The organism is Dokdonia sp. R78006 (assembly GCF_042466145.1).
Taxonomy (GTDB): Bacteria; Bacteroidota; Bacteroidia; order Flavobacteriales; family Flavobacteriaceae; genus Dokdonia.
The window spans coordinates 2,506,994-2,527,832 of record NZ_JAXHBU010000001.1 but is presented as its reverse complement, the minus strand read 5'-3'; the positions used below and the strand labels follow the sequence as shown (position 1 = coordinate 2,527,832).

The window sequence follows — 20,839 nt, the reverse complement described above, 5'->3', positions numbered from 1 at the left end:
TAACATTCCCACATTACTTCTTAATATTTACTCAAAATACCTTACTACAGGCGTTAATGATGGTTAAAGCCCTTGTGAACGCCAACAAGCAGAAGTAAATTGAAATCCAACTAAAAAAAAGACATGGATAAGATTACTGAATCATTAAATAATCTCTCAGAAAAACTCTGGGGATGGGTTGAAGCTTTTATAAGAAACTTACCAAACTTAGGAGTCGCTCTTCTAGTTTTACTAATTGCTTACTTCGTATCCAGATTTGTAAATAAATACTCTCAAAAGATTGTAAAGCGATACGTACCACAACAATCTATCACAAAACTCATAGGTAGAGCACTAGCTGTATTTGTAGTACTTGTAGGTATATTTCTCGCCTTAGGTGTATTAAATTTAGACAAAACATTAAATACCTTAATTGCTGGAGCAGGAGTTTCTGGTCTTGTTATAGGTCTGGCCTTACAGGGTGCCCTAGCAAATGGAATTGCAGGTATCATATTATCTTTTAGAAAAAGAGTTAATATAGGAGACTGGATAGAAACTAGTGGATATGTAGGTTTTATAGAGGATATTAAGCTTAACAACTTTAGTATAAGAGAGCCAGATAATAATATTGTTGTAATACCAAATAAAACCATTACTGATAACCCGATGAAAAATTATTCGGTTACAGATCGTATGCGTATCATTATAGAATGTGGTGTAGGTTATGAGTCTGACTTGGAAATGGTAGAAAAACTAACTAAGGATACCATCTCAAGTAAATTTCCTCAAGAAGGTGATAAGGAGGAGGTAGAATTTTTCTACACTGCCTTTGGAGGAAGTTCAATTGACTTTATATGTAGATACTGGGTAGATTGTATAAATGGCAAGCAAAAACTAACTGCCAAGCATCAAGGAATGCTAGCTATAAAGAAAGCTTTTGATGCCAATGATGTTAATATTCCATTCCCTATTAGAACATTACAATTTGATAATCAATTGCAAATGGCTTCATCTAATGATAGTCAAGAATAGATTTTAAATAGTGTAAAAAATAAGCCGTTACTTTTTAAAAGTAACGGCTTATTTTTTAAAGTATATAGTGGAGTTTTATGCTCCAAAAGCTTCTGCTACTTTAGCAGAAAGTCTTTTATAAGTTCCATTATCTAATCGCTCACGAATTGCTTCAAAGGCATTTAGAGTCTCTTCTACATCTGTAAGTGTATGTGACGCTGTAGGTATCATTCTAAGTAAAATAAGTCCTTTAGGAATCACTGGATACACTACGATAGAACAAAATACACCATGGTTCTCACGTAGATCTTTTACAAGCGCCATTGCTTCTGGTACGCTTCCTTTGAGGTATACAGGAGTTACACATGACTGTGTAGTCCCTATATCAAAACCTCTATCTTTTAATCCTCCTTGAAGTGCATTTACATTCTCCCATAACTTCTCACGAAGTTCTGGCATTGTGCGTAACATATCAAGACGTTTAAGTGCTCCCACCACAAGTTGCATTTGCAATGACTTTGCAAACATTTGTGATCTTAGGTTATATTTTAAGTAATCAATGATTTCTTGATCTCCCGCAATAAAAGCTCCTGTAGATGCCATAGACTTTGCAAATGTTGCAAAATACACATCAATGTCATCTTGTACTCCTTGTTCTTCTCCTGCTCCTGCTCCCGTTGCTCCTAAAGTTCCAAAACCATGTGCATCATCAACAAGTAAACGGAAGTTAAATTTTTTCTTAAGAGCTACTATTTCTTTAAGCTTCCCTTGTTCTCCGCGCATTCCAAAAACACCTTCAGAAATCACGAGGATTCCTCCTCCTGTTTGCTCTGCCATTTTGGTAGCACGCTCAAGATTCTTTTCGATACTTGCCATATCGTTATGCTTGTAGGTAAAACGTTTACCCATATGCAAACGAACACCATCTATAATACAAGCGTGAGTATCTACGTCATATACGATAATATCATCTTTACCTACTAGTGCATCAATAGTAGACATGATACCTTGGTATCCAAAGTTTAAAAGATAGGCAGCTTCTTTTTGTACAAACTCCGCACACTCATTTTGTAATTGTTCATGCAATGAAGTATGACCAGACATCATACGAGCACCCATAGGGTAAGCCGCACCATAATCTGCTGCTGCTTGCGCATCTACCTCACGTATTTCTGGACGATTTGCAAGACCTAAATAATCATTTACACTCCATGTAATTACTTCCTTTCCTTGGAACTTCATTCGGTTAGAAATAGGTCCTTCTAGTTTAGGAAAAACAAAGTATCCCTCTGCCACTGAAGCCCATTTACCTAATGGCCCCTTATCCTTGTAAATTTTATCAAATAAATCTCTCATATACTTGTTTTGAAAACAGGTGCAAAAGTACACATTTTTGATATTTTGAACAAATACAAAAACAATTGTAATATGATGCCAAAAATCAAAAAGCTCCTACATAGGTAGGAGCTTAAATATACGTAATATTTTAGACGTTTATTTGATGTATTCTATAGTTGCTACAGTCTCTTCGTTTTGACTATCAAAAAAACCTTGATCATTCATCCACTTATCAGAAAATACTTTACTCATATAGCGACTTCCGTGATCTGGAAAAATAACCACCACCTTACTATTCTCATCAAACTCTCCTTGCGCAGCAAGTTGTTTTACTCCTTGAATAGCAGCACCACTTGTATATCCTACAAAAAGACCTTCTGTAGTAGCAATCTCTCTCGCACTGTGAGCACTCTCTTGATCACTTACTTTTTCAAACTTATCTATTGCATCAAAATCTGTTGCAGAGGGTATTAAGTTTTTCCCTAGTCCTTCTATACGATATGGATAGATTTCTGCTGCGTCAAACTCACGGGTTTGATGATACTTTTGAATCACAGATCCATAAGCATCTATACCTATAATTTTTATTTCTGGGTTTTGTTGCTTTAAAAAACGTGCAGTACCAGATATAGTACCTCCAGTTCCACTACAAGCAATTAAGTGAGTAATGTTACCTTCTGTTTGATTCCAGATTTCTGGTCCTGTCGTATTAAAATGAGCATCTATATTTAACTCATTAAAATACTGATTGATGTATACAGAGCCCTTAGTTTCCTCATGTAAACGCTTTGCAACACTATAATAAGATCTAGGGTCATCTGCCTTTACATTTGCAGGGCATACATACACCTTTGCTCCCATCGCTTTTAAAGCATCAATCTTATCTGGTGATGATTTTGAGCTTACTGCAAGAATACATTCATACCCCTTAATGATACTTACCATTGCGATACTAAATCCAGTGTTTCCAGATGTAGTTTCAATAATAGTATCACCAGGTTTAAGAACTCCTGTACGTTCTGCCTCTTCTATAATGTGAAGAGCGATACGATCTTTTGATGAGTGTCCCGGATTAAAAGCCTCTACCTTTGCGTAAAACTGACCTTCAAAACCTTCTGTAATTTTATTTAACTTGATGAGTGGTGTGTTACCTACTAGTTGTAACACGTTATCATACACGTTTAAATCCTTATTCATATATCTTGGTTAAAGCGCTGCACAATCCTAAAAAAGAGACATGCAAAACAGAGCAAAAGTAACACAAAAATATGGAACGTGTTTCCTCTACCCTAGTTCAATATCATGCAGTTATAAACAGCGTTTTACCCGTTTACCGATTAATAGACTCTAAATCAAGTAAGAACGCATAATCTTCGGCGATTTCTTTTAATGCTTCAAAACGTCCAGAAGCACCACCATGGCCTGCATCCATGTTGCAATGAAACATGATTTTTGTATCAGCTTGATTCATTTCTCTTAGTCTTGCTACCCATTTTGCAGGTTCCCAATATTGCACTTGACTATCATGGTATCCTGTGGTAACAAATATATTTGGGTACGCTTTCGCGAAAGCGTTATCATAAGGACTGTAGCTCTTCATATACTCATAGGACTCCTTTTCATTAGGGTTGCCCCACTCATCATACTCACCTGTGGTAAGCGGAATGGTGTCGTCAAGCATGGTTGTCACCACGTCTACAAAAGGTACGGCCGCAATAATTCCACTATAAAGCTCTGGCGCCATGTTTACAATTGCACCCATCAATAATCCTCCTGCCGAACCTCCGTAAGCATATAAATGACTAGCCGAAGTGTAAGAGTTACTTATCAAATGTTTTGAAACATCAATAAAATCTGTGAACGTATTTCTTTTCTTGAGCAACTTTCCATCCTCATACCACTTTCTTCCTAAATACTCACCTCCTCTTACGTGTGCGATGGCATAAATAAAACCACGATCTAAAAGAGATAATCTTATTGTTGAGAAAGAAGGATCTGTAGTACTACCGTAACTTCCATAGGCATACTGTAACAAAGGAGCTGTACCATCTAGTTGTGTGTCTTTGTGGTAGATTATAGATACTGGAACCTTAACTCCATCTTGAGCAGTTGCCCAGATGCGCTCCATGTTATAATTATCTTTATAAAAGTTTCCGCCTAATACTTCTTGCTCTTTAAGGACCACTTTTTCCTGGGTGACCATATCAAAATCTATGACAGATGCTGGCGTATTTAGAGCATTATAAGCATATCGTAAAATCTGAGTGTCAAAATCGATATTTGTGGTAGGATAAGCGTCGTATGTTTCATTATCAAACGGCAAATAATAGCTTTCTGAATTATCCCATCGCTTGATGTGTATTTTATTCAACCCATTGCTACGCTCACTTACCACAAGAAAATCCTTAAAAATCTCTACATCTTCTAGCAAGGTATCATCTCGATGAGGGATAATATCTACCCAATTTTCCATTCCAGTAGCAGATACTGGCGTTTTCATGAGTTTAAAGTTGGTCGCCTTATCTTTATTAGTCTGTATATAAAAAGAATCGTCATAATGAGATACTGCATACTCCAGCCCTCTTGTACGTTCTTGAAAAACTTTAAAATCTGTAGTACCCTTTGCAGCAGATGCAAAACGAAATTCGCTCGTCATCGTGCTGTCAGAACCTATCATGATGTAGTCCTTAGACTTTGACTTGAAAACATAGGTATAGAATGTCTCATCATTTTCTTGATAAACAAGTTCGTCTTGACTTGGATCTGTTCCTAGGGTGTGTTTAAATATTTGATTAGATCGTAGGGTTTCTTCGTCTTTTCGAGAGTAATAAACTGTTTTATTATCGTTAGACCAAACGGCACCACCAGTAGTATTTTTGATTTCAGCTGGGTAAATTTCTCCAGTCTTGAGATTTTTAAACCTTATTGTATATTGCCTCCTACTTACGGTATCAATTCCAAAAGCAGCAATCATATTATCCTCAGATACGGCATAACTAGCCTGACTAAAATAAGTATGCCCCTCTGCCATTTTATTATTGTCAAAAACTATAATTTCTTCACTATCTAAGGTAGCTTCTTTTCTACAATATAGCGGATAGTCTTTTCCAGTCTCAAAACGACGATAATACCAGAAACCATTATGCTTATAAGGTACTGAGGAATCATCTTCCTTAATACGACCTTTCATTTCTTCGAAAAGTGATTTCTGAAAATCCTTTGTATGCGCTGTCAGTTTATGATAATATTCATTCTCTTGATTTAAATAATCAAGAACCTCAGGAGCATCGCGCTCTTTCATCCAGAAATAGTCATCAGTACGGATATCTCCATGCTTCTCTAATTGTACTGAAATCTTTTTGGCTACTGGAGGTAATATGTGCTTTGTCAAAGTAATTTATTTTATAAAATGCTCACAAAAATACAACGCACAGGCTTAACTATTTTCCGTTCTTGTAAATAGCTTCATAATCATTTAATAACTTTGTCTTCTTAATACAAAACACAAAACTATGTTTGGAGATATGATGGGCTTAATGGGTAAACTCCAGGAAGCAAAAGTAAAAGCAGAAGAAACAAAAGAACGTCTTAAAACAGTACTTGTAGATGAGTCGTCATCTGATAATTTATTAAAACTTACAGTAACTGCAAGCGGGCGCTTAAAGGAAATTTCCCTTGATGATAGTCTACTTGAAGATAAAGAGCAACTAGAAGATTATTTAATCTTAACGCTTAATAAAGCGCTAGAGAAAGCACAAAACATCCACGATACAGAAATGGCAGCAGTTGCCAAAGAAGGTATGCCTAACATACCTGGTATGGATATGTTTAAGTAAATTAATTCTTTATTACCTTAAAAGCTTGGAAACCGTTTTCGGTTTTCAAGCTTAAGATGTAAATACCACTAGATAATTCTGAATAGTCTATTGTAAAATCAATGGCGTTAGGTCTGTATTGATTTATGGATTGTCCACTCAAAGTATACAGCGAGATTATCTCAATATGTGATGAAGCGTTTACTTTCCATTGACTATTACCAGAATCATTTGCGACCATAACTAGCGATGTTGTATCGTCATTTAAACCTAGAGTTTTAATCTCAAAAGATTGTTCTTGTGAAAATGGCGAACCGATGTATTGATTATCAATAGTCTGCACAGCCCAATAATATGTTCCTATCTCAAAATCAACTAGATTATAACTTGTGTTATACTGATTATTCCCTAATTCTACGGTATATCTTAAACCCGTTTCAATATTCGCATTAGGACTTAGTATATTACTTGTATTGGGCTCAGTGCCTATATAAAGATTATAGCTTAAATTATCAACGGCTGTTTTCGTATCTGTTCCAGCTTCCCATGATAATAACACTGTACTTCCAGCTACAGCACTTTCTAAAACCGGTGGCGAACTAGGCATCTCGTTCGGAGTTGCCTGTGTATTAAAGTAAATATCACTTTCTTGAGAATTAACTACAAATAGGTCTAAATCACCATCTAAGTCAAAATCTGCAACTTCCATTTCATTATAAGATGTTAATGGTAATCCCGTATTTGTGTTTTCAACAAATGTAAAGTCGCCGTCATTTTCTAATAATTCATTATAAAATAAAACCTGTGTAAATGGAGGAACTCTACCTATATTTAACAAATCTAAGCTACCATTTCCTGTGAAATCTGCTACTAATAAGTTGGACTCATCTCCTACTCCCGTAAGATTAATATTCTCTGCTAATATAAAATCAAAATTGGCATTATTTAAATAGACCTTAGAACTTGACTCACTATTAGTATTCAGGGACCCTGTCTTAATGATATCTACAAAACTATCTTCGTTAATATCCCTTAATTTCATTGAGCCGTTAGAGAAGCCTTCAAGTTGCGCTGCGATTTGAAAGTTAAAATCACCTAAATTTTCGTAGACATATAATGGATAGTTTGCTGCATCAACTGACGCTCCAGACGTAGCAACATCAAGGTCTCCATCACGGTCAAAATCAGCAAAAGCTGTAACTCCCTGAAATGATGGTAAAAAATCATGTGTAATACTCTCAAAGGTGCCATCTCGTGAACCCTTGAATAAATAAGCTTCTTCAATTACTGCATCTACCTCTCCAAATAATAATAGATCTGCATATTTATCATTATTGAGATCACCCCAAGCAAATTGTCCGTTAGTTATTGTATTATTAAATAAATAATCATCTTGGATAAAAGTAGCTCCGTCATTAACGAAAAATAATGTCTTAGCTTCTCCATTATTTGATAAACCTGTTATAAATATATCAAGATCATCATCTCTATCTATATTAACAAATGCTATATCTCCATTAGTAAACTGCTCAGTAAATATAATTTCAAATTCTTGAAAAATCCCTTGACCATCATTATTATATAATATAATTCGATATTGACTTCCAGCTGAGTTATCAATTCCCATAACTACAATATCCATATCCCCGTCCCTATCGTAGTCTCCTACGGATGATTGAGAATTTTGTAACGGTATAAATACATTCTGTTGTGTTGATTGAAAAAATTGTGCCTGAGCACTAAACGGCATTACAAACAATAGCGCTATTAATAAAGAATTGAGGTAGTAATCATTCATAACTGTAAACTTAATAGAAATGCCACAAAAGAAAAATGATAAACAAAAAAAAGCGCCTTCTTTCGAAGGCGCTTTAACATTGGGCTGGTTAGCTAATGTTTTATAGAGTCTTAGTTATTGATAAGACGGAATTCAGTACGACGGTTGTCAGCATGCTGACGCTCAGTACAAGAAACACCATCTGCACAACGATTCTTAAGTTTGTTTTCTCCGAAACCGTTTGCAACAAGTAAGCTGTTGTTTACTCCTTTAGAAATAAGGTAGTTTGCAACAGATTGTGCACGACGCTCAGAAAGATCTTGGTTAGAAGCAGAAGCTCCTCTAGAATCAGTATGTGAAGCAATCTCTAATTTTACACCTGGGTTTTGAGCTAATAATGGCATAAGACGTGTGTCAATGATGCTTTTAGCAGCAGGAGTTAATGTAGCAGAGTTAGTATTCCAGTTGATAGGAAGTGCTTGGTACTCAACAAGAGCACACTCAACTTCTCTCCAAGTAGTAAGACCACCTTTTTGCTTAAGAACTTCTTTAGAAACAGTAGAGAAAGTAGCAGCAACAACATCTTCTGTTGTAGTTGCATCTTTAACCATTACAGTTTTAGTAATAGTTGCAAATTCAGCTGGGATTTCTTCATCAACAACACGTGCTGGTTGATCAATTACTCTTACAGTATAAGTTCCGTTTGCAGAACCTCCTGGAGTAGATTGAACAGCAGCGTCAGAAGCTAAAGTACGCTTAGATACCGTAGTATATTCTGCTGGGTATCCTTTGTAACACCAGTAACGACAATCGTCAGGGTTAGAAGAAGCACAATCAGGAGCTGGAGCACCTAATTCCCACTGCGCATATGCAGATTTTACTTCAATAGTTTCAGTATCGTTAGAAAAAGATGCAGGAACAATTCTTAAAGAAGAACCTGAAGTACTTTTTACATAAGTTACTGTTTCAGTTTTGTAAGTAGCTGGAATTACTCGAAGACGCTTAGAAGCTTCTTTTACCATAACACGCTCAGTTACTGTATCGTATTGAGCAGGTACTACCTTAAGAACCTTGTAAGCAGGAGTCTTTTGGATTTGAACACTTTGAGTCTCATAGATATCAGGAGTAGTACAACGTACGTAACACTTTCCTGGCTCAGGGTTTGTTGGTAAATCTTGTGCTTGCACATTTGCAAATGCAAAACCTACAAAGGCACATAAAAATAAAATTTTCTTCATAATGTTGATTTTAAAAGTAATTGTTGTGAATTTCAATTTCAAAGTACAAAAATAAGAGCTTTCCTTAACAAATGCATTAACTTTTTTTTAAGAATTTTTATTTCTGACGAAATCACATCTTTTATCGATGAAATACATGAATAAAATGAAACTTAGTAATTGTTATGATATTAATGCATAAATCCTCAAAAACTAGACACTCTCAAATTTCTTCAAAACGTCTAAAACAAGCTTGTGAGACGCATTACTGTAGTCATAATGAGTTACAATCCTCAACTTACCCTGCCCCATGTCACTTATAATTACATCATTATCAAAAAGATAACTAACAAAAGCAGCTTCATCGGTCGTTTCTTTTAGATTGAAAATTAAAATATTGGTCTCTGTTTTCTCTACAGATTTAACATATGAAAGCGATTCAAGTAACCCTGCAATTTCTTTTGCCTTAGCGTGATCATCACTCATTCTTTCAATATTATGATCTAGTCCATACAATCCAGCAGCTGCCATAAAGCCCACTTGCCTCATTCCTCCCCCTAGCACTTTACGCACGCGCATTGCCTTGTTCATAAACTGCTGCTTACCTACTAAAACAGAACCCATAGGAGCTCCCAGTCCCTTTGATAAACATACAGAGATGGTATCAAACAATTCACCATAAGAACTAGCTGTTTGACCAGTTGCTACAAGTGCATTCCATAAACGTGCACCATCTAGGTGTAACCCTAATCCATGTGTATCACAAACCTCTTTTATTTTCACAATCTCATCTAGATCATAACAAGCACCTCCTCCTTTATTTGTAGTGTTTTCTAGACATACCAAGGTTGAGAGCGGACTATGATAAAAATCTGGTGGATTTATTGATTCTTCTACCTGCGCTGCAGTTATTAAACCACGATTACCATCTATAAGTTTACATGACACTCCACTATTAAAAGATACACCTCCACCCTCATAATTATAAACGTGTGCATACTTATCTGCGATGAGTTGTTCACCAGGTTGGGTGTGAATTTTTATGGCAGCTTGATTAGTCATACTTCCTGTAGGAAAATAAAGTGCACTATCCATCCCAAACATCTCTGCAATGCGCTGTTCAAGCTCATTTACAGTAGGATCCTCCTTATAAACATCATCACCTACTTCTGCACGCATCATATAATCAAGCATTTCAGGCGTAGGCTTTGTAATTGTATCAGAACGTAAATCTATTTTCATCAAAAATATAAGTATTAATTATGGAGACCATTGGTTTATCTCCACTATGATTGGTTTAAAAATGTATACGCTTTCGCGAAAATGTTACTCAAAACACCCTATCGGGGATCCATCAGGAATCTTAGGTGATGGAAGTACTTTAAACTTCTCTGGTGATTTTAAAAAGTCTTTAATCTCATCGACCATAAATGCTGCATTAGCATCAGAAGTTTTAGAACCAAGATTTGCCATCACCTCTTTTAACTGTGCTTTTGCAAAAGCCTTAGTTTGAGGTATTGCCTTTGTATGATTTGCAAGGTTCATTAGGTGCTTCAATACATTGTAATTTATAGTTTGCTGTACCTCCTTGCGGTAACTATCTGATTCTTTTGAAAAAAGTGTAGTCTCAACCAAAGTATCTAGCATACCTTCTAACCCCGTTTGCTTATTATCTAAAGCCTTCTGTTGTACTAGCCTGTTTGCTCGTTCTGGATGTAATAGCAAGCTTAATGTCATATCACTAGCTGTTGCCGCTGCGCCTAGTGCATCAAATGCTACTCCATCATTACTTTTGAAACTTTCTCTAGAGCGATAATACCCCTGCGCTCTAGGTGGAAATAAAGCCAATTTATCTTTGGGAATTGCTAGTTCGCTAGCAGTAAGTGTTTTTAAAACACTTTTTAAAGCTCTCTCCTGCTCTTTAGGAGCAAGTGTTTCTGTTACTTTGAGATTACTATCTCCTTTTACAGCATAATTATAATCAAGACCTCCTATCATCTTTACTGCCCCTTCGGTTTGATATCTGTGATAGAAATATAAAGGGACAAAAACATCTTCAAGCATTGAGTATGGCTCGTTTGTACGGATATTATCTATAGAAAAGTTTGAAATTGCACCTTTTCTAAGAACGAGCATTTTCTCTAACTCATCTGCCGCATCTGTTCCATTGTCCCATAGGTGTGCCTTATAATGTGCTCCTCCTTGAGCTCTTGCATCGCTATCTGTAATATATCGTAATCCGGCCTTTTCTGCGGTAGTAAGTATATTATCAAGAAAGACCTCTTCTGATGTTCCTTGAGGTGCCACTCCGTAGCTATAGTTAACAGTTACTTTATCCCAAGCTCCTATTCCAGTGGCATAGGCATTAGAAAAGTCTACTTCATCACCAGCCCATGTAAGCGTAGGATGAGGATAATCCATCACACTTGCTCTATTTTCTGTGCTGGCAGCAAAATTATGAGCAAAACCTATGGTATGTCCCACCTCGTGAGCGCTTAGTTGGCGTATTCTAGCTAGTGCCATTTCTAGCATTGGCTTATAATTATCATCTCTTTCGGCAAAAGGTTTATTCATAAGCGCTTGAGCAATAAGGAAATCTTGACGAATACGCAGACTACCCAAACTTACATGACCTTTGATAATCTCACCTGTACGAGGATCTGTAACACTTGCTCCATAACTCCACCCTCTTGTACTGCGATGTACCCACTGTATCACGTTATATCGCACGTCCATAGGATCTGCATTTTCGGGTAACATTTTTACTTGAAAAGCATCTTTAAAACCAGCAGCTTCATATGCCTGATTCCACCAGCTAGCTCCTTCTAATAGTGCAGAACGAACAGGTTCTGGAGTACCTGGGTCTAGATAATATATGATAGGCTCCACCGCCTCACTTACTGCTGCCGTTGGGTTTTTCTTTTCTAAACGGTGACGATTTGCATAACGTTTTACAATAGGCTCTTGTATAGGTGTTGCATAATCTAGATATGTAGTCGAGATATTTCCAGCTCTTGGATCAAAACGTCTAGGTGTATAATTATCATCTGGTAATTTTACAAAAGAGTAATGTTGTACCACTGTGAGTGCACTCGCATCTGGAGCTACACTTCTTATGTTTCTACCAGTAGGAGTTCCCTTAAACGTAAGCAGCGCTTCAAACTCTGTATTTTCTGGAAATGCTTTTGTGCGCTCCATATACATAGCACTTCTAGTTTTATCTAGTTTATAGGTTCCTTCCTTGCTTCGTTTTAGTCTAGCTACTACTCCATGAGTGTCTTCTAGTAAAAATGGTGTGAAATCAATGAGGTACTTCCCTCCTTTTGTTTCCTTAATAGGAAACCCAAATAGCACCGACTTTGCAAATGCTTCCTCTATAGATTTACGCTCTAAGGCATTATCCGTATTTGCTCGGTACTTTAAATTAGGCTGGACTAATATTAATTTATTACCCGCCTTTTGAAACTTTACAACCGCAGTTCCTCCTAGTTGACCTCTATCTATCCCGATATCATTACTTCCTAAACCTGTGCGAAGAGAGTGAACATATAAAAACTCCTCATCCAGCTTATCTACCTCTACATATACTTTATCCTCGCTTTCGTCATAGTGAAGGGTAAAGAAACCCTTTTCTGTAACGAGGTCTTTTTTTGTTTCTAAAAATTGTGCGAACGCAGAGCTTGCGACAAGCAAGGTAACGGTGAGAATTAGATATTTTTTCATGGATTGCTGTTAAGGTTGTCTAAGATACGTGTTTAGCTCAAAAAATTAAATCCAAATATCAAAATAGCTAATATCATCGGGCTGAATATAGTAGAGACACACAATACACTCCAAGCTAGCCCCGATTGCCGTGTAAATCCCACAGCTGCCTGGCGCAGCCGGCGCGAGGAATTGCAACAGAAAGCGGGAAACTTAGTGTGCGGTTACACAATGACCACATGCTCCAAACAAAAAAGAGCACCCCAAGGGATGCTCTTTATATATGGAAAGCCTATCGCCAAATAGGACTCATGCGTTCAACATTTTTTGATCATTACTGATTTTCAAAAACTTCCATAATACTACCAAACTGAGATACGTCTATATCACTTTTGTTAAGTGACTCTGCCATACGCATCATATCTCCTATATTCATGTCATTACCTAACAGACGAGCTAGAACGAATCCCTTGTTGTCATCTGCACCAAAGAAAATTACTTCGTCGATAGCCTCTTCTTCTCCCTTAAAATAAAGGCGCATTTGGCCCATATCTCCAGAAGCTTTCATAAGCTCTTCATAATCATCTGAGGTAAGGATATCTTTTACTTTATCACGCTCTATCTGCATGGCTGCAGTGTCTCCAGATTTTGTTTGATATGCCATAAGATTGATCTTACGCACGGTCTTAAAAACCTTTTGTTGCTCTTCTGTTAATGCTTCTACATTCTTACCAAGTAGGCTTGTAGGTACATCTACAAGAATGAAATCACCATTCTCTTGATTGTCTACATAATATTCTTGCAAAGACTGCTTATTACTACAACTGGCTAGTGTAACAACAGCTAGCACTGCAGTGATGGTTACTTTTATAAATGTGTTCATCTTACGATTTTTTTGCGTTACCTACTTCTTTAAGAGCATCACTACCTTTAAAGTCTAAATCTTGTGCAAGTTTTGAGATTTGCTTGAGATCAATGTTTCCTGTTACTTGAAAGAATACAGCACGTTTCTCACCTTCCATATCTCCGCTTAAGAACATTACAAATTCTTTTACATAATCTTCACTACTTCCTTCTTTGTAGTAAAATTTTACATTTTTACCATCGTCCTTTACTCTCATTAACTCTTGAAGATTGCTACTTATAATATAGCTCTTCATCGTACCGCTCATCTGATCCATTACTCCTGTATTTGCACTTGTGTACATCTTTACATTCTCAAGATTATCTACAAGGTTGATATACTTTTGCATTTCTGGGTCAGATGAGTTGAGATCTACTTTACTAAGCAGCTTGAACATCTTTTGATTCATTACAATAGAGGTAACTCCTTTTACATCCTCGTATTTATCAAAAGGACTCTGTGCGTAACTTACTAAGGTTACGAGGGCAAATGCCACTAACATTATTGACTTTTTCATAATATTTTTAATTTGAATTTTTATTTAAATAAAGTGCTGGATGCCTTATCAAATTCTTGTACCACCTCCAGCTGTGTCGTACTTTGATTAATCATTTGGGACATCATCCCAAGTGCTTGTTTTGTTTTTAAGATGGCTAGTTCTTCATTCTCATAGTTAGTAGAAATACTAGCATCTACTTGAGTACTTTGCGTCCATAATACTAACCCCACAATAACTGCTGCTGCAGCACTGGCTGCAAATCTGTAAATAGATGTTGACCGTTGTTTTTGAGGTAGCACTATTGGTGCATCATATGTTTCCTTTGAGGCAACACTAAATGCCGTAAACATGCTAGTATATTCTTCTAAGTGTGGCGCCACATGATCACTTGTAAAATAAGCTCTCAACTCCTGCTCTTCCTTAAGCGTAGTTGCTCCTTCAAAGTAACCATCTAGTAGCTTCTCTATATTATGAGATTCCATAGTTTCGTTTTTTAATCAATTCTTCTCTTAGTTTTTTGCGAGCTCTAGATAAAGCTACTCTTACAGCAGTTTCATTCATCTCGAGTATCACAGCAATCTCTGCGTTATCCATTTGCTCTACATCTCTCATTTGTACAATAAGTCGTTGTTGCTCTGGTAAATCTTCCATGAGTTTAAAAACCCAAGCTACCTCATCTGCAACTTCTATATGCTTACTCGTATTTCCTGAGTGATCTTCATAATTGTTATGAACGATTTTAAGATTATTGCTTCCTTTTGCTTTAAGCTTATCATAGCAATAATTTTTTGTCATCGTCATCGCAAATGCTTCAACACTTCGATATTTTTTTATGTCGGACCTCTTTGTCCATAAACGCAGTAGTACTTCCTGCGTAGCATCTTGAGCTTCATCGTCAGATACGAGTAACCGCTTTGCAACGCGGTACACTTTATCCTTAAAAGGAGTTACAAGTTTTATGAACGTATGTTGGTCCATCGATTAATTGGTTAGTTATAAGGAAGACGAAGCAGTATTACTTTTGTTACAATGAGAATAAGAATTTTCTTTATGCTTTCGCGAAAACGTGATACAAACACAAACAACTAATCTATAAAAACAAGAAATCCCGTCTCAATAAAGACGGGATTTCTAAGTAATTATGAAGTAGTAATACTAAGGTGTATTATTTCTTTCCTTTTTGTTGTTGCTCTGCCTGCTCCATCATCTGTTGCATTTTCTTAGCAAATTTACCTTGCTTTTTAGGCTTAGCTTTCTTCACTTCAATTTTTGCTTTAATCTTCTCTTCATCGATAATGAAGTTTTTGATTACCAAAATAATACCAATCGTAAGAAGGTTTGATATGAAGTAATACAAACTCAATCCACTTGCATACTGGTTAAAGAAAACAAGCATAAGTAGTGGAGAGAAATACATCATGTACTTCATCATCTTACTCATATCTGGCATTCCTTCTTGCGTAGGCTGTTGCATTTGCTGGTTACCTGTGGTTAATCTCATTGAGAAGAAAATAGTAACTGCTGCAAGTATTGGGAATAAACTCACGTGATCTCCATAAAAAGGAATTTCAAACGGAAGCTTTGCAATCTCATCATAGCTAGATAAATCATCTGCCCATAAGAAGCTCTTTCCTCTTAAATCAAAAGCAGATGGGAAGAACGTAAATAATGCATAAAACACAGGAATCTGTAATAAAGCCGGTAAACAACCTGCGGCGGGACTTGCCCCTGCTTTGCTATAAAGCGCCATTGTTTCCTGCTGCTTCTTCATTGCATTGTCCTTATGCTTCTCTGAAATTGCTGCAATCTCTGGTTTTAAGATTTTCATCTTAGCCTGAGAAGTATATTGCTTGTACTGTACTGGAGACAACAATAACTTGATTGAAATAGTCATTACGATAATTGCGATTCCCGCTGGTAAAAATCCAGTTAAGAATGCAAAAAACGGAATTACTAAGTATTTGTTCAAGAACCCAAAGATTCCCCATCCTAATGGCATTGCTTCATCTAGGCCCTGATCATAAGACTTTAGAATAGTATAATCTGTAGGACCATAGTACATCTGCATGGCGTAGTCTATCTCTCCATTTTTTGCTTCTAGCAATACATCAGACTTGTATTCTTTTGTAAAAATAGTTGCCTCATCTCTGTCATCTGCCTCCTTATATAAATCGGTAGATGATAATCTTGCTTCTTTAAATGGAGTCTCAGAAATAAGCATTGAGCTAAAGAAGTGCTGGCGGTAATTCATCCACACAAGATCTTCTTCTATCTCATCGTCATCTCCTGCTGGAGATAACTTATCTGTCTTATCTTCTTCATATTTATAAGTAAGACGTGTGTATCTGTTTTCGTAAGACTGGCTACGTGCGTGACGCATTCCTTTAAAGTCCCACTGCATGCGCATAGGGTTAGACGTATTTAAACGAGAAGAAAGTCCTTGAGACTTCATCCCAAAATCCATCATATAATCTCCTTCTTTAAGCTCATAACGATACTCTAAGTATTCACTTGGAGACACCTTAAGCTTCATAGACAGGACATCATTCCCACCATTTTTTGATAAGGTAGGCTCAAAAAATAAATCCTTTGTATTAAGATTACGATTATCTGCCGTACTAAAGCTTACATTAAATTGGCTATTACCATCCTTAATAAGGTATACCGGAATTGAGTCAAAAGTACTGTGTTTAAGCAGTTTTACTTGTGTAATATAACCTCCTTTATTACTTACTTTAAGCTCCAATACATCATTTGCAATTGTAGTGGTTGCTCCTTCCTTTGCAGATGGGAGCGAACCAGAGTAAGCAAATGTTCCTAATCTATTTTGTAATGCTACATTACTTAAAGAGTCGGTCGCAATTGCAGGCGTAGCATCCATTACTGGTAGTGAAGCAACATCTTCTTCGGTTTCTTGAAGTTGTTCTGTTTGTGCTGCTTTTTGTGCTTCTATTTCTTCAGGAGTAGGCTTATTAAAATAGATAATCCATACTAGAATCCCTCCCATTAGGAGCATTCCGATAAGAGAATTTGTGTCGAAGTTCTTTTTCATCAATTGTATTTAGGTAGTGTTTTTTATTACGCTTTCGCGAAAGCGTGATTTTCTCAAAGCAATTCTGCCTCCATTATTATAATTTATGACATAGTGGCACGCGTACTATCTTGAGCATAACTTACAGCTGCTCTTACAAATGCCACAAATAATGGATGTGGATTTGATACAGTACTCTTATATTCTGGGTGATATTGCACTCCCACAAACCATGGATGGTCTTCTAATTCTATAATTTCTACAAGTCCAGTGTCTGGATTTGTCCCTGTGATTTTCATGCCAGCTTTTTCAAGCTGCTCGCGGTATACATCGTTAAATTCATATCTATGACGGTGACGCTCCATAATAACTTCTTCACCGTAAACATCACTCACAATACTGTTAGGCTCAAGTTTACAAGCCCAAGCTCCCAAACGCATGGTACCTCCCATCTCTGTGATGTTTTTTTGCTCGTCCATTAAACCAATTACTGGATGCGGAGTATTTGCATCCATCTCTGTAGAGTTTGCTTTTTCAAGACCACAAACGTTTCTACCATATTCTATCACTGCCATTTGCATACCAAGACAAATTCCTAAAAATGGAATTTTATGTTCTCTAGCATACTGTACCGCTTTGATTTTACCCTCAATACCACGTTCTCCAAAACCTGGCGCCACAAGAACACCATCTAGTTTTGCTATTTTATTTTTGATGACGTCTGGAGTAATATGCTCACTATGTATACTTTCTATCTTTACTTTCACCTCATTTTCTGCACCTGCATGAATGAACGATTCAAGTATAGATTTATAAGAATCTTGTAACTCTACATACTTTCCTATTAATCCAATAGTAACTGTAGATTTTGGGTTCTTATGTTTTGCAAGAAATTCATTCCATCCAGTAAGCTCTGGTTGTGTTGTATCAGGAAGGTCTAGTTTCTTAAGTGAGATAACATCAAGTCCTTCTTCTAACATAAGATTAGGTACATCATAAATAGTACTTGCATCTATAGACTCTATAACTGCTTCTTGCTCTACATTACAGAAACGAGCAAGTTTTGCTTTAAGCTCATACCCTAGTTCATGCTCTGTACGACATACTAAGATGTCTGCCATGATACCACTTTCCATAAGTGTTTTTACACTATGTTGCGTAGGCTTAGTCTTAAGCTCTCCTGCTGCTGCAAGGAATGGAATAAGTGTTAAGTGAATCACTAGCGAATTTTGCTTTCCTAGCTCCCACTTAAGTTGTCTTATACTTTCTATATATGGAAGTGATTCAATATCACCTACGGTTCCACCTATTTCTGTAATAACAATATCATAATCTCCACTTTTACCTAAAATCTGGATACGCTCCTTGATTTCATTTGTAATGTGAGGAATTACTTGAACCGTTTTACCAAGGAATTCTCCTCGACGCTCTTTATCGATAACGCTTTGGTAGATACGACCTGTAGTGACATTATTTGCTTGTGATGTAGGAACATTGAGAAAACGTTCATAGTGACCTAGGTCAAGATCTGTCTCTGCACCGTCATCTGTTACATAACACTCACCGTGCTCGTAAGGATTTAAAGTACCTGGATCAATATTTATATAAGGATCTAATTTTTGGATAGTAACTCTATAGCCTCTGGCTTGAAGTAATTTAGCTAGCGATGCAGCGATGATACCTTTACCTAGAGAAGAAGAAACTCCGCCCGTTACGAAGATGTATTTTGTAGATGCCATTGAAGGTTTTTCTGTAGTTCGTTTACGGGGTGTAAAAGTACAAGATTTTAAGGAGACTTTAAGACACTTGACCCGTTTATTTAATCAAAACAAAAGGCAATCCTAAGCTGGATTGCCTTTTGTAATTTAAGTTTTGCTTTGTAGAAAGCGGCCTATTTATCTAGAGTAATTAGGTGCTTCTTTTGTGATTGTTACATCATGTGGATGGCTTTCATTAATACCACTAGCCGTGATTTTTACAAATTGTCCATTTTCCTTTAGTGCATCTACACTTCCAGCTCCACAATACCCCATTCCAGCTCTAAGACCACCTACAAACTGGTGGATACTCTCATTAAGTTCGCCTTTATATGGTACACGACCTACAATCCCTTCTGGGACTAGTTTTTTAATATCATCCTCTACATCCTGGAAGTAACGATCTTTAGATCCTTGTTTCATTGCTTCTACAGAACCCATACCACGGTATGATTTAAACTTACGCCCTTCATAGATGATAGTCTCTCCTGGAGATTCTTTAGTACCTGCAAGTAATGATCCTAGCATCACACAATCTGCTCCTGCAGCAATTGCTTTAGGGATATCACCTGTGTAACGTATACCACCATCTGCAATTACTGGAACTCCAGATCCTTTGATAGCGGCTGCACATTCAAGTACTGCGCTAAATTGTGGAAAACCAACACCTGCCACTACACGCGTAGTACATATAGATCCTGGACCAATACCAACTTTAACTGCATCTGCTCCAGCTTCTACTAAGTACTTTGCAGCAGCTCCAGTAGCAATGTTCCCTACTACACAATCTAGTGTAGGATATTCTTTTTTGACTGCCTTAAGCACTTCCACCACCCCTTTAGTATGACCGTGAGCAGTATCTATAACAATAGCATCTACTCCCGCTTTTACTAATGCACCTGCACGCTCAACAGCATCTCCAGTTACACCTATCGCAGCTGCAACACGCAGTCTACCATAGATGTCTTTATTTGCGTTAGGCTTTAAGGTAAGTTTTGTGATGTCTCTAAAAGTGATGAGACCTATAAGTGTATTACTATCTGTAACTACAGGTAGCTTTTCAATTTTGTGATTTTGCAGAATTTCTTCTGCTTGTTGTAGTGACGTTCCTTCGGCAGCTGTAACAAGGTTTTCTGAAGTCATTACTTCGCTTACCGGACGATCATTATTTTTCTCAAAACGTAAATCTCTGTTGGTCACGATACCTATCAATTTCCCGGCGTCATCTACAATAGGAATACCTCCGATGCTATGCTCCTTCATAGCTGCTTTTGCATCGCCTACATTTGATTCAAGAGGTAATGTAACTGGATCGATAATCATTCCACTTTCGGCACGCTTTACTTTGCGCACTTTAATCGCTTGCTCCTCGATAGTCATATTTTTATGCAACACGCCTATTCCACCCTCTTGCGCTATTGCAATTGCCATACGACTTTCTGTCACTGTGTCCATTGCCGCAGAGACAATAGGCACATTAAGTGTGATGTTTCGGGTAAATTTTGATTGTATACTAACCTCTCTTGGAAGTACTTCAGAAAATGCTGGTACTAATAGTACGTCATCGTACGTAAGTCCTTCTCCTAAGATTTTATTCTCGTGTGCAGTCATCGCAATTATTGTTTTAAGAAGTGAGAGTGGATTATTACGCTTTCGCGAAAGCGAATAAACTATAAATCCACGCTAACAATTAATTGCGTGCAAAAATACAGATAATATGTAAACCTTGCGAGTCAAAAATCATATTTAAGAACTGCAACCTATATTATACAATGAGCACCCTCTAGCTGAAGCCAAAAAATAGTCCCT

16 protein-coding genes are annotated in these 20,839 nt (G+C 37.0%); 2 read left to right on the top strand and 14 right to left on the bottom strand.

Going from position 1 to position 20,839, the window contains the following annotated elements; genetic code table 11:
* Positions 1–123 precede the first annotated feature (123 nt).
* Positions 124–1,011, top strand: a complete 888-nt coding sequence (locus SJY37_RS11265) for a mechanosensitive ion channel family protein (RefSeq protein ID WP_298324337.1) — start codon at positions 124–126, stop codon at positions 1,009–1,011.
* Positions 1,012–1,086: 75 nt separating this feature from the next.
* On the opposite strand, the gene SJY37_RS11260 is transcribed toward SJY37_RS11265, so the two are convergent.
* From SJY37_RS11260 to SJY37_RS11250, 3 genes are all read right to left on the bottom strand, one after another.
* A complete protein-coding gene (locus SJY37_RS11260; RefSeq protein WP_013752424.1) occupies positions 1,087–2,346 on the bottom strand; it encodes an aminotransferase class I/II-fold pyridoxal phosphate-dependent enzyme in 1,260 nt (419 codons plus the stop codon).
* Positions 2,347–2,484: 138 nt separating this feature from the next.
* Positions 2,485–3,525, bottom strand: coding sequence for a PLP-dependent cysteine synthase family protein (locus SJY37_RS11255; protein ID WP_298324332.1), 1,041 nt, complete (start codon positions 3,523–3,525; stop codon positions 2,485–2,487).
* Between the two features lie 133 nt (positions 3,526–3,658).
* Positions 3,659–5,719, bottom strand: a complete 2,061-nt coding sequence (locus SJY37_RS11250) for a S9 family peptidase (RefSeq protein WP_298324330.1) — start codon at positions 5,717–5,719, stop codon at positions 3,659–3,661.
* 121 nt (positions 5,720–5,840) lie between these two features.
* Here SJY37_RS11250 and SJY37_RS11245 point away from each other — a divergent pair, with 121 nt between their 5' ends.
* Positions 5,841–6,164 (top strand): YbaB/EbfC family nucleoid-associated protein, encoded by a 324-nt coding sequence (locus tag SJY37_RS11245; protein WP_108878597.1) that lies wholly within the window; start codon positions 5,841–5,843, stop codon positions 6,162–6,164.
* Position 6,165: 1 nt separating this feature from the next.
* On the opposite strand, the gene SJY37_RS11240 is transcribed toward SJY37_RS11245, so the two are convergent.
* The 11 genes from SJY37_RS11240 to guaB all read right to left on the bottom strand — a co-directional run bounded on the left by SJY37_RS11240 (position 6,166) and on the right by guaB (position 20,641).
* The gene (locus SJY37_RS11240; RefSeq protein ID WP_298324325.1) at positions 6,166–7,941 is read right to left on the bottom strand and encodes a T9SS type A sorting domain-containing protein; all 1,776 of its coding nucleotides are present in this window, start codon (positions 7,939–7,941) and stop codon (positions 6,166–6,168) included.
* A 110-nt stretch (positions 7,942–8,051) separates the two neighbouring features.
* Entirely contained in the window at positions 8,052–9,158 is a 1,107-nt protein-coding gene (locus SJY37_RS11235; RefSeq protein WP_298324322.1) for an OmpA family protein, read from the bottom strand.
* 192 nt (positions 9,159–9,350) lie between these two features.
* Entirely contained in the window at positions 9,351–10,379 is a 1,029-nt protein-coding gene (locus tag SJY37_RS11230; RefSeq protein WP_298324319.1) for a low specificity L-threonine aldolase, read from the bottom strand.
* 84 nt (positions 10,380–10,463) lie between these two features.
* The gene (locus SJY37_RS11225; protein ID WP_298324316.1) at positions 10,464–12,860 is read right to left on the bottom strand and encodes a zinc-dependent metalloprotease; all 2,397 of its coding nucleotides are present in this window, start codon (positions 12,858–12,860) and stop codon (positions 10,464–10,466) included.
* Between the two features lie 313 nt (positions 12,861–13,173).
* Positions 13,174–13,722: a DUF4252 domain-containing protein gene (locus SJY37_RS11220; protein WP_013752431.1), complete on the bottom strand. Its 549-nt coding sequence runs from the start codon at positions 13,720–13,722 to the stop codon at positions 13,174–13,176.
* Between the two features lies 1 nt (position 13,723).
* Positions 13,724–14,260 carry a DUF4252 domain-containing protein gene (locus tag SJY37_RS11215; protein ID WP_298324311.1) on the bottom strand — a complete coding sequence of 179 codons (537 nt, stop codon included), beginning with the start codon at positions 14,258–14,260 and terminating at the stop codon, positions 13,724–13,726.
* Positions 14,261–14,280: 20 nt separating this feature from the next.
* Positions 14,281–14,724 (bottom strand): hypothetical protein, encoded by a 444-nt coding sequence (locus SJY37_RS11210; RefSeq protein ID WP_298324308.1) that lies wholly within the window; start codon positions 14,722–14,724, stop codon positions 14,281–14,283.
* The gene (locus tag SJY37_RS11205) at positions 14,711–15,220 is read right to left on the bottom strand and encodes an RNA polymerase sigma factor (RefSeq protein ID WP_035337394.1); all 510 of its coding nucleotides are present in this window, start codon (positions 15,218–15,220) and stop codon (positions 14,711–14,713) included. Before SJY37_RS11205 ends, SJY37_RS11210 begins: the two co-directional genes overlap by 14 nt.
* A gap of 187 nt (positions 15,221–15,407) precedes the next feature.
* On the bottom strand, positions 15,408–17,294 hold the full coding sequence (gene yidC / locus SJY37_RS11200; RefSeq protein ID WP_298324302.1) for a membrane protein insertase YidC: 1,887 nt from the start codon (positions 17,292–17,294) through the stop codon (positions 15,408–15,410).
* A gap of 83 nt (positions 17,295–17,377) precedes the next feature.
* Positions 17,378–19,012 (bottom strand): CTP synthase, encoded by a 1,635-nt coding sequence (locus SJY37_RS11195; RefSeq protein WP_298324299.1) that lies wholly within the window; start codon positions 19,010–19,012, stop codon positions 17,378–17,380.
* A 156-nt stretch (positions 19,013–19,168) separates the two neighbouring features.
* Positions 19,169–20,641, bottom strand: coding sequence for an IMP dehydrogenase (gene guaB, locus SJY37_RS11190; protein WP_298324296.1), 1,473 nt, complete (start codon positions 20,639–20,641; stop codon positions 19,169–19,171).
* Positions 20,642–20,839 lie beyond the last annotated feature (198 nt).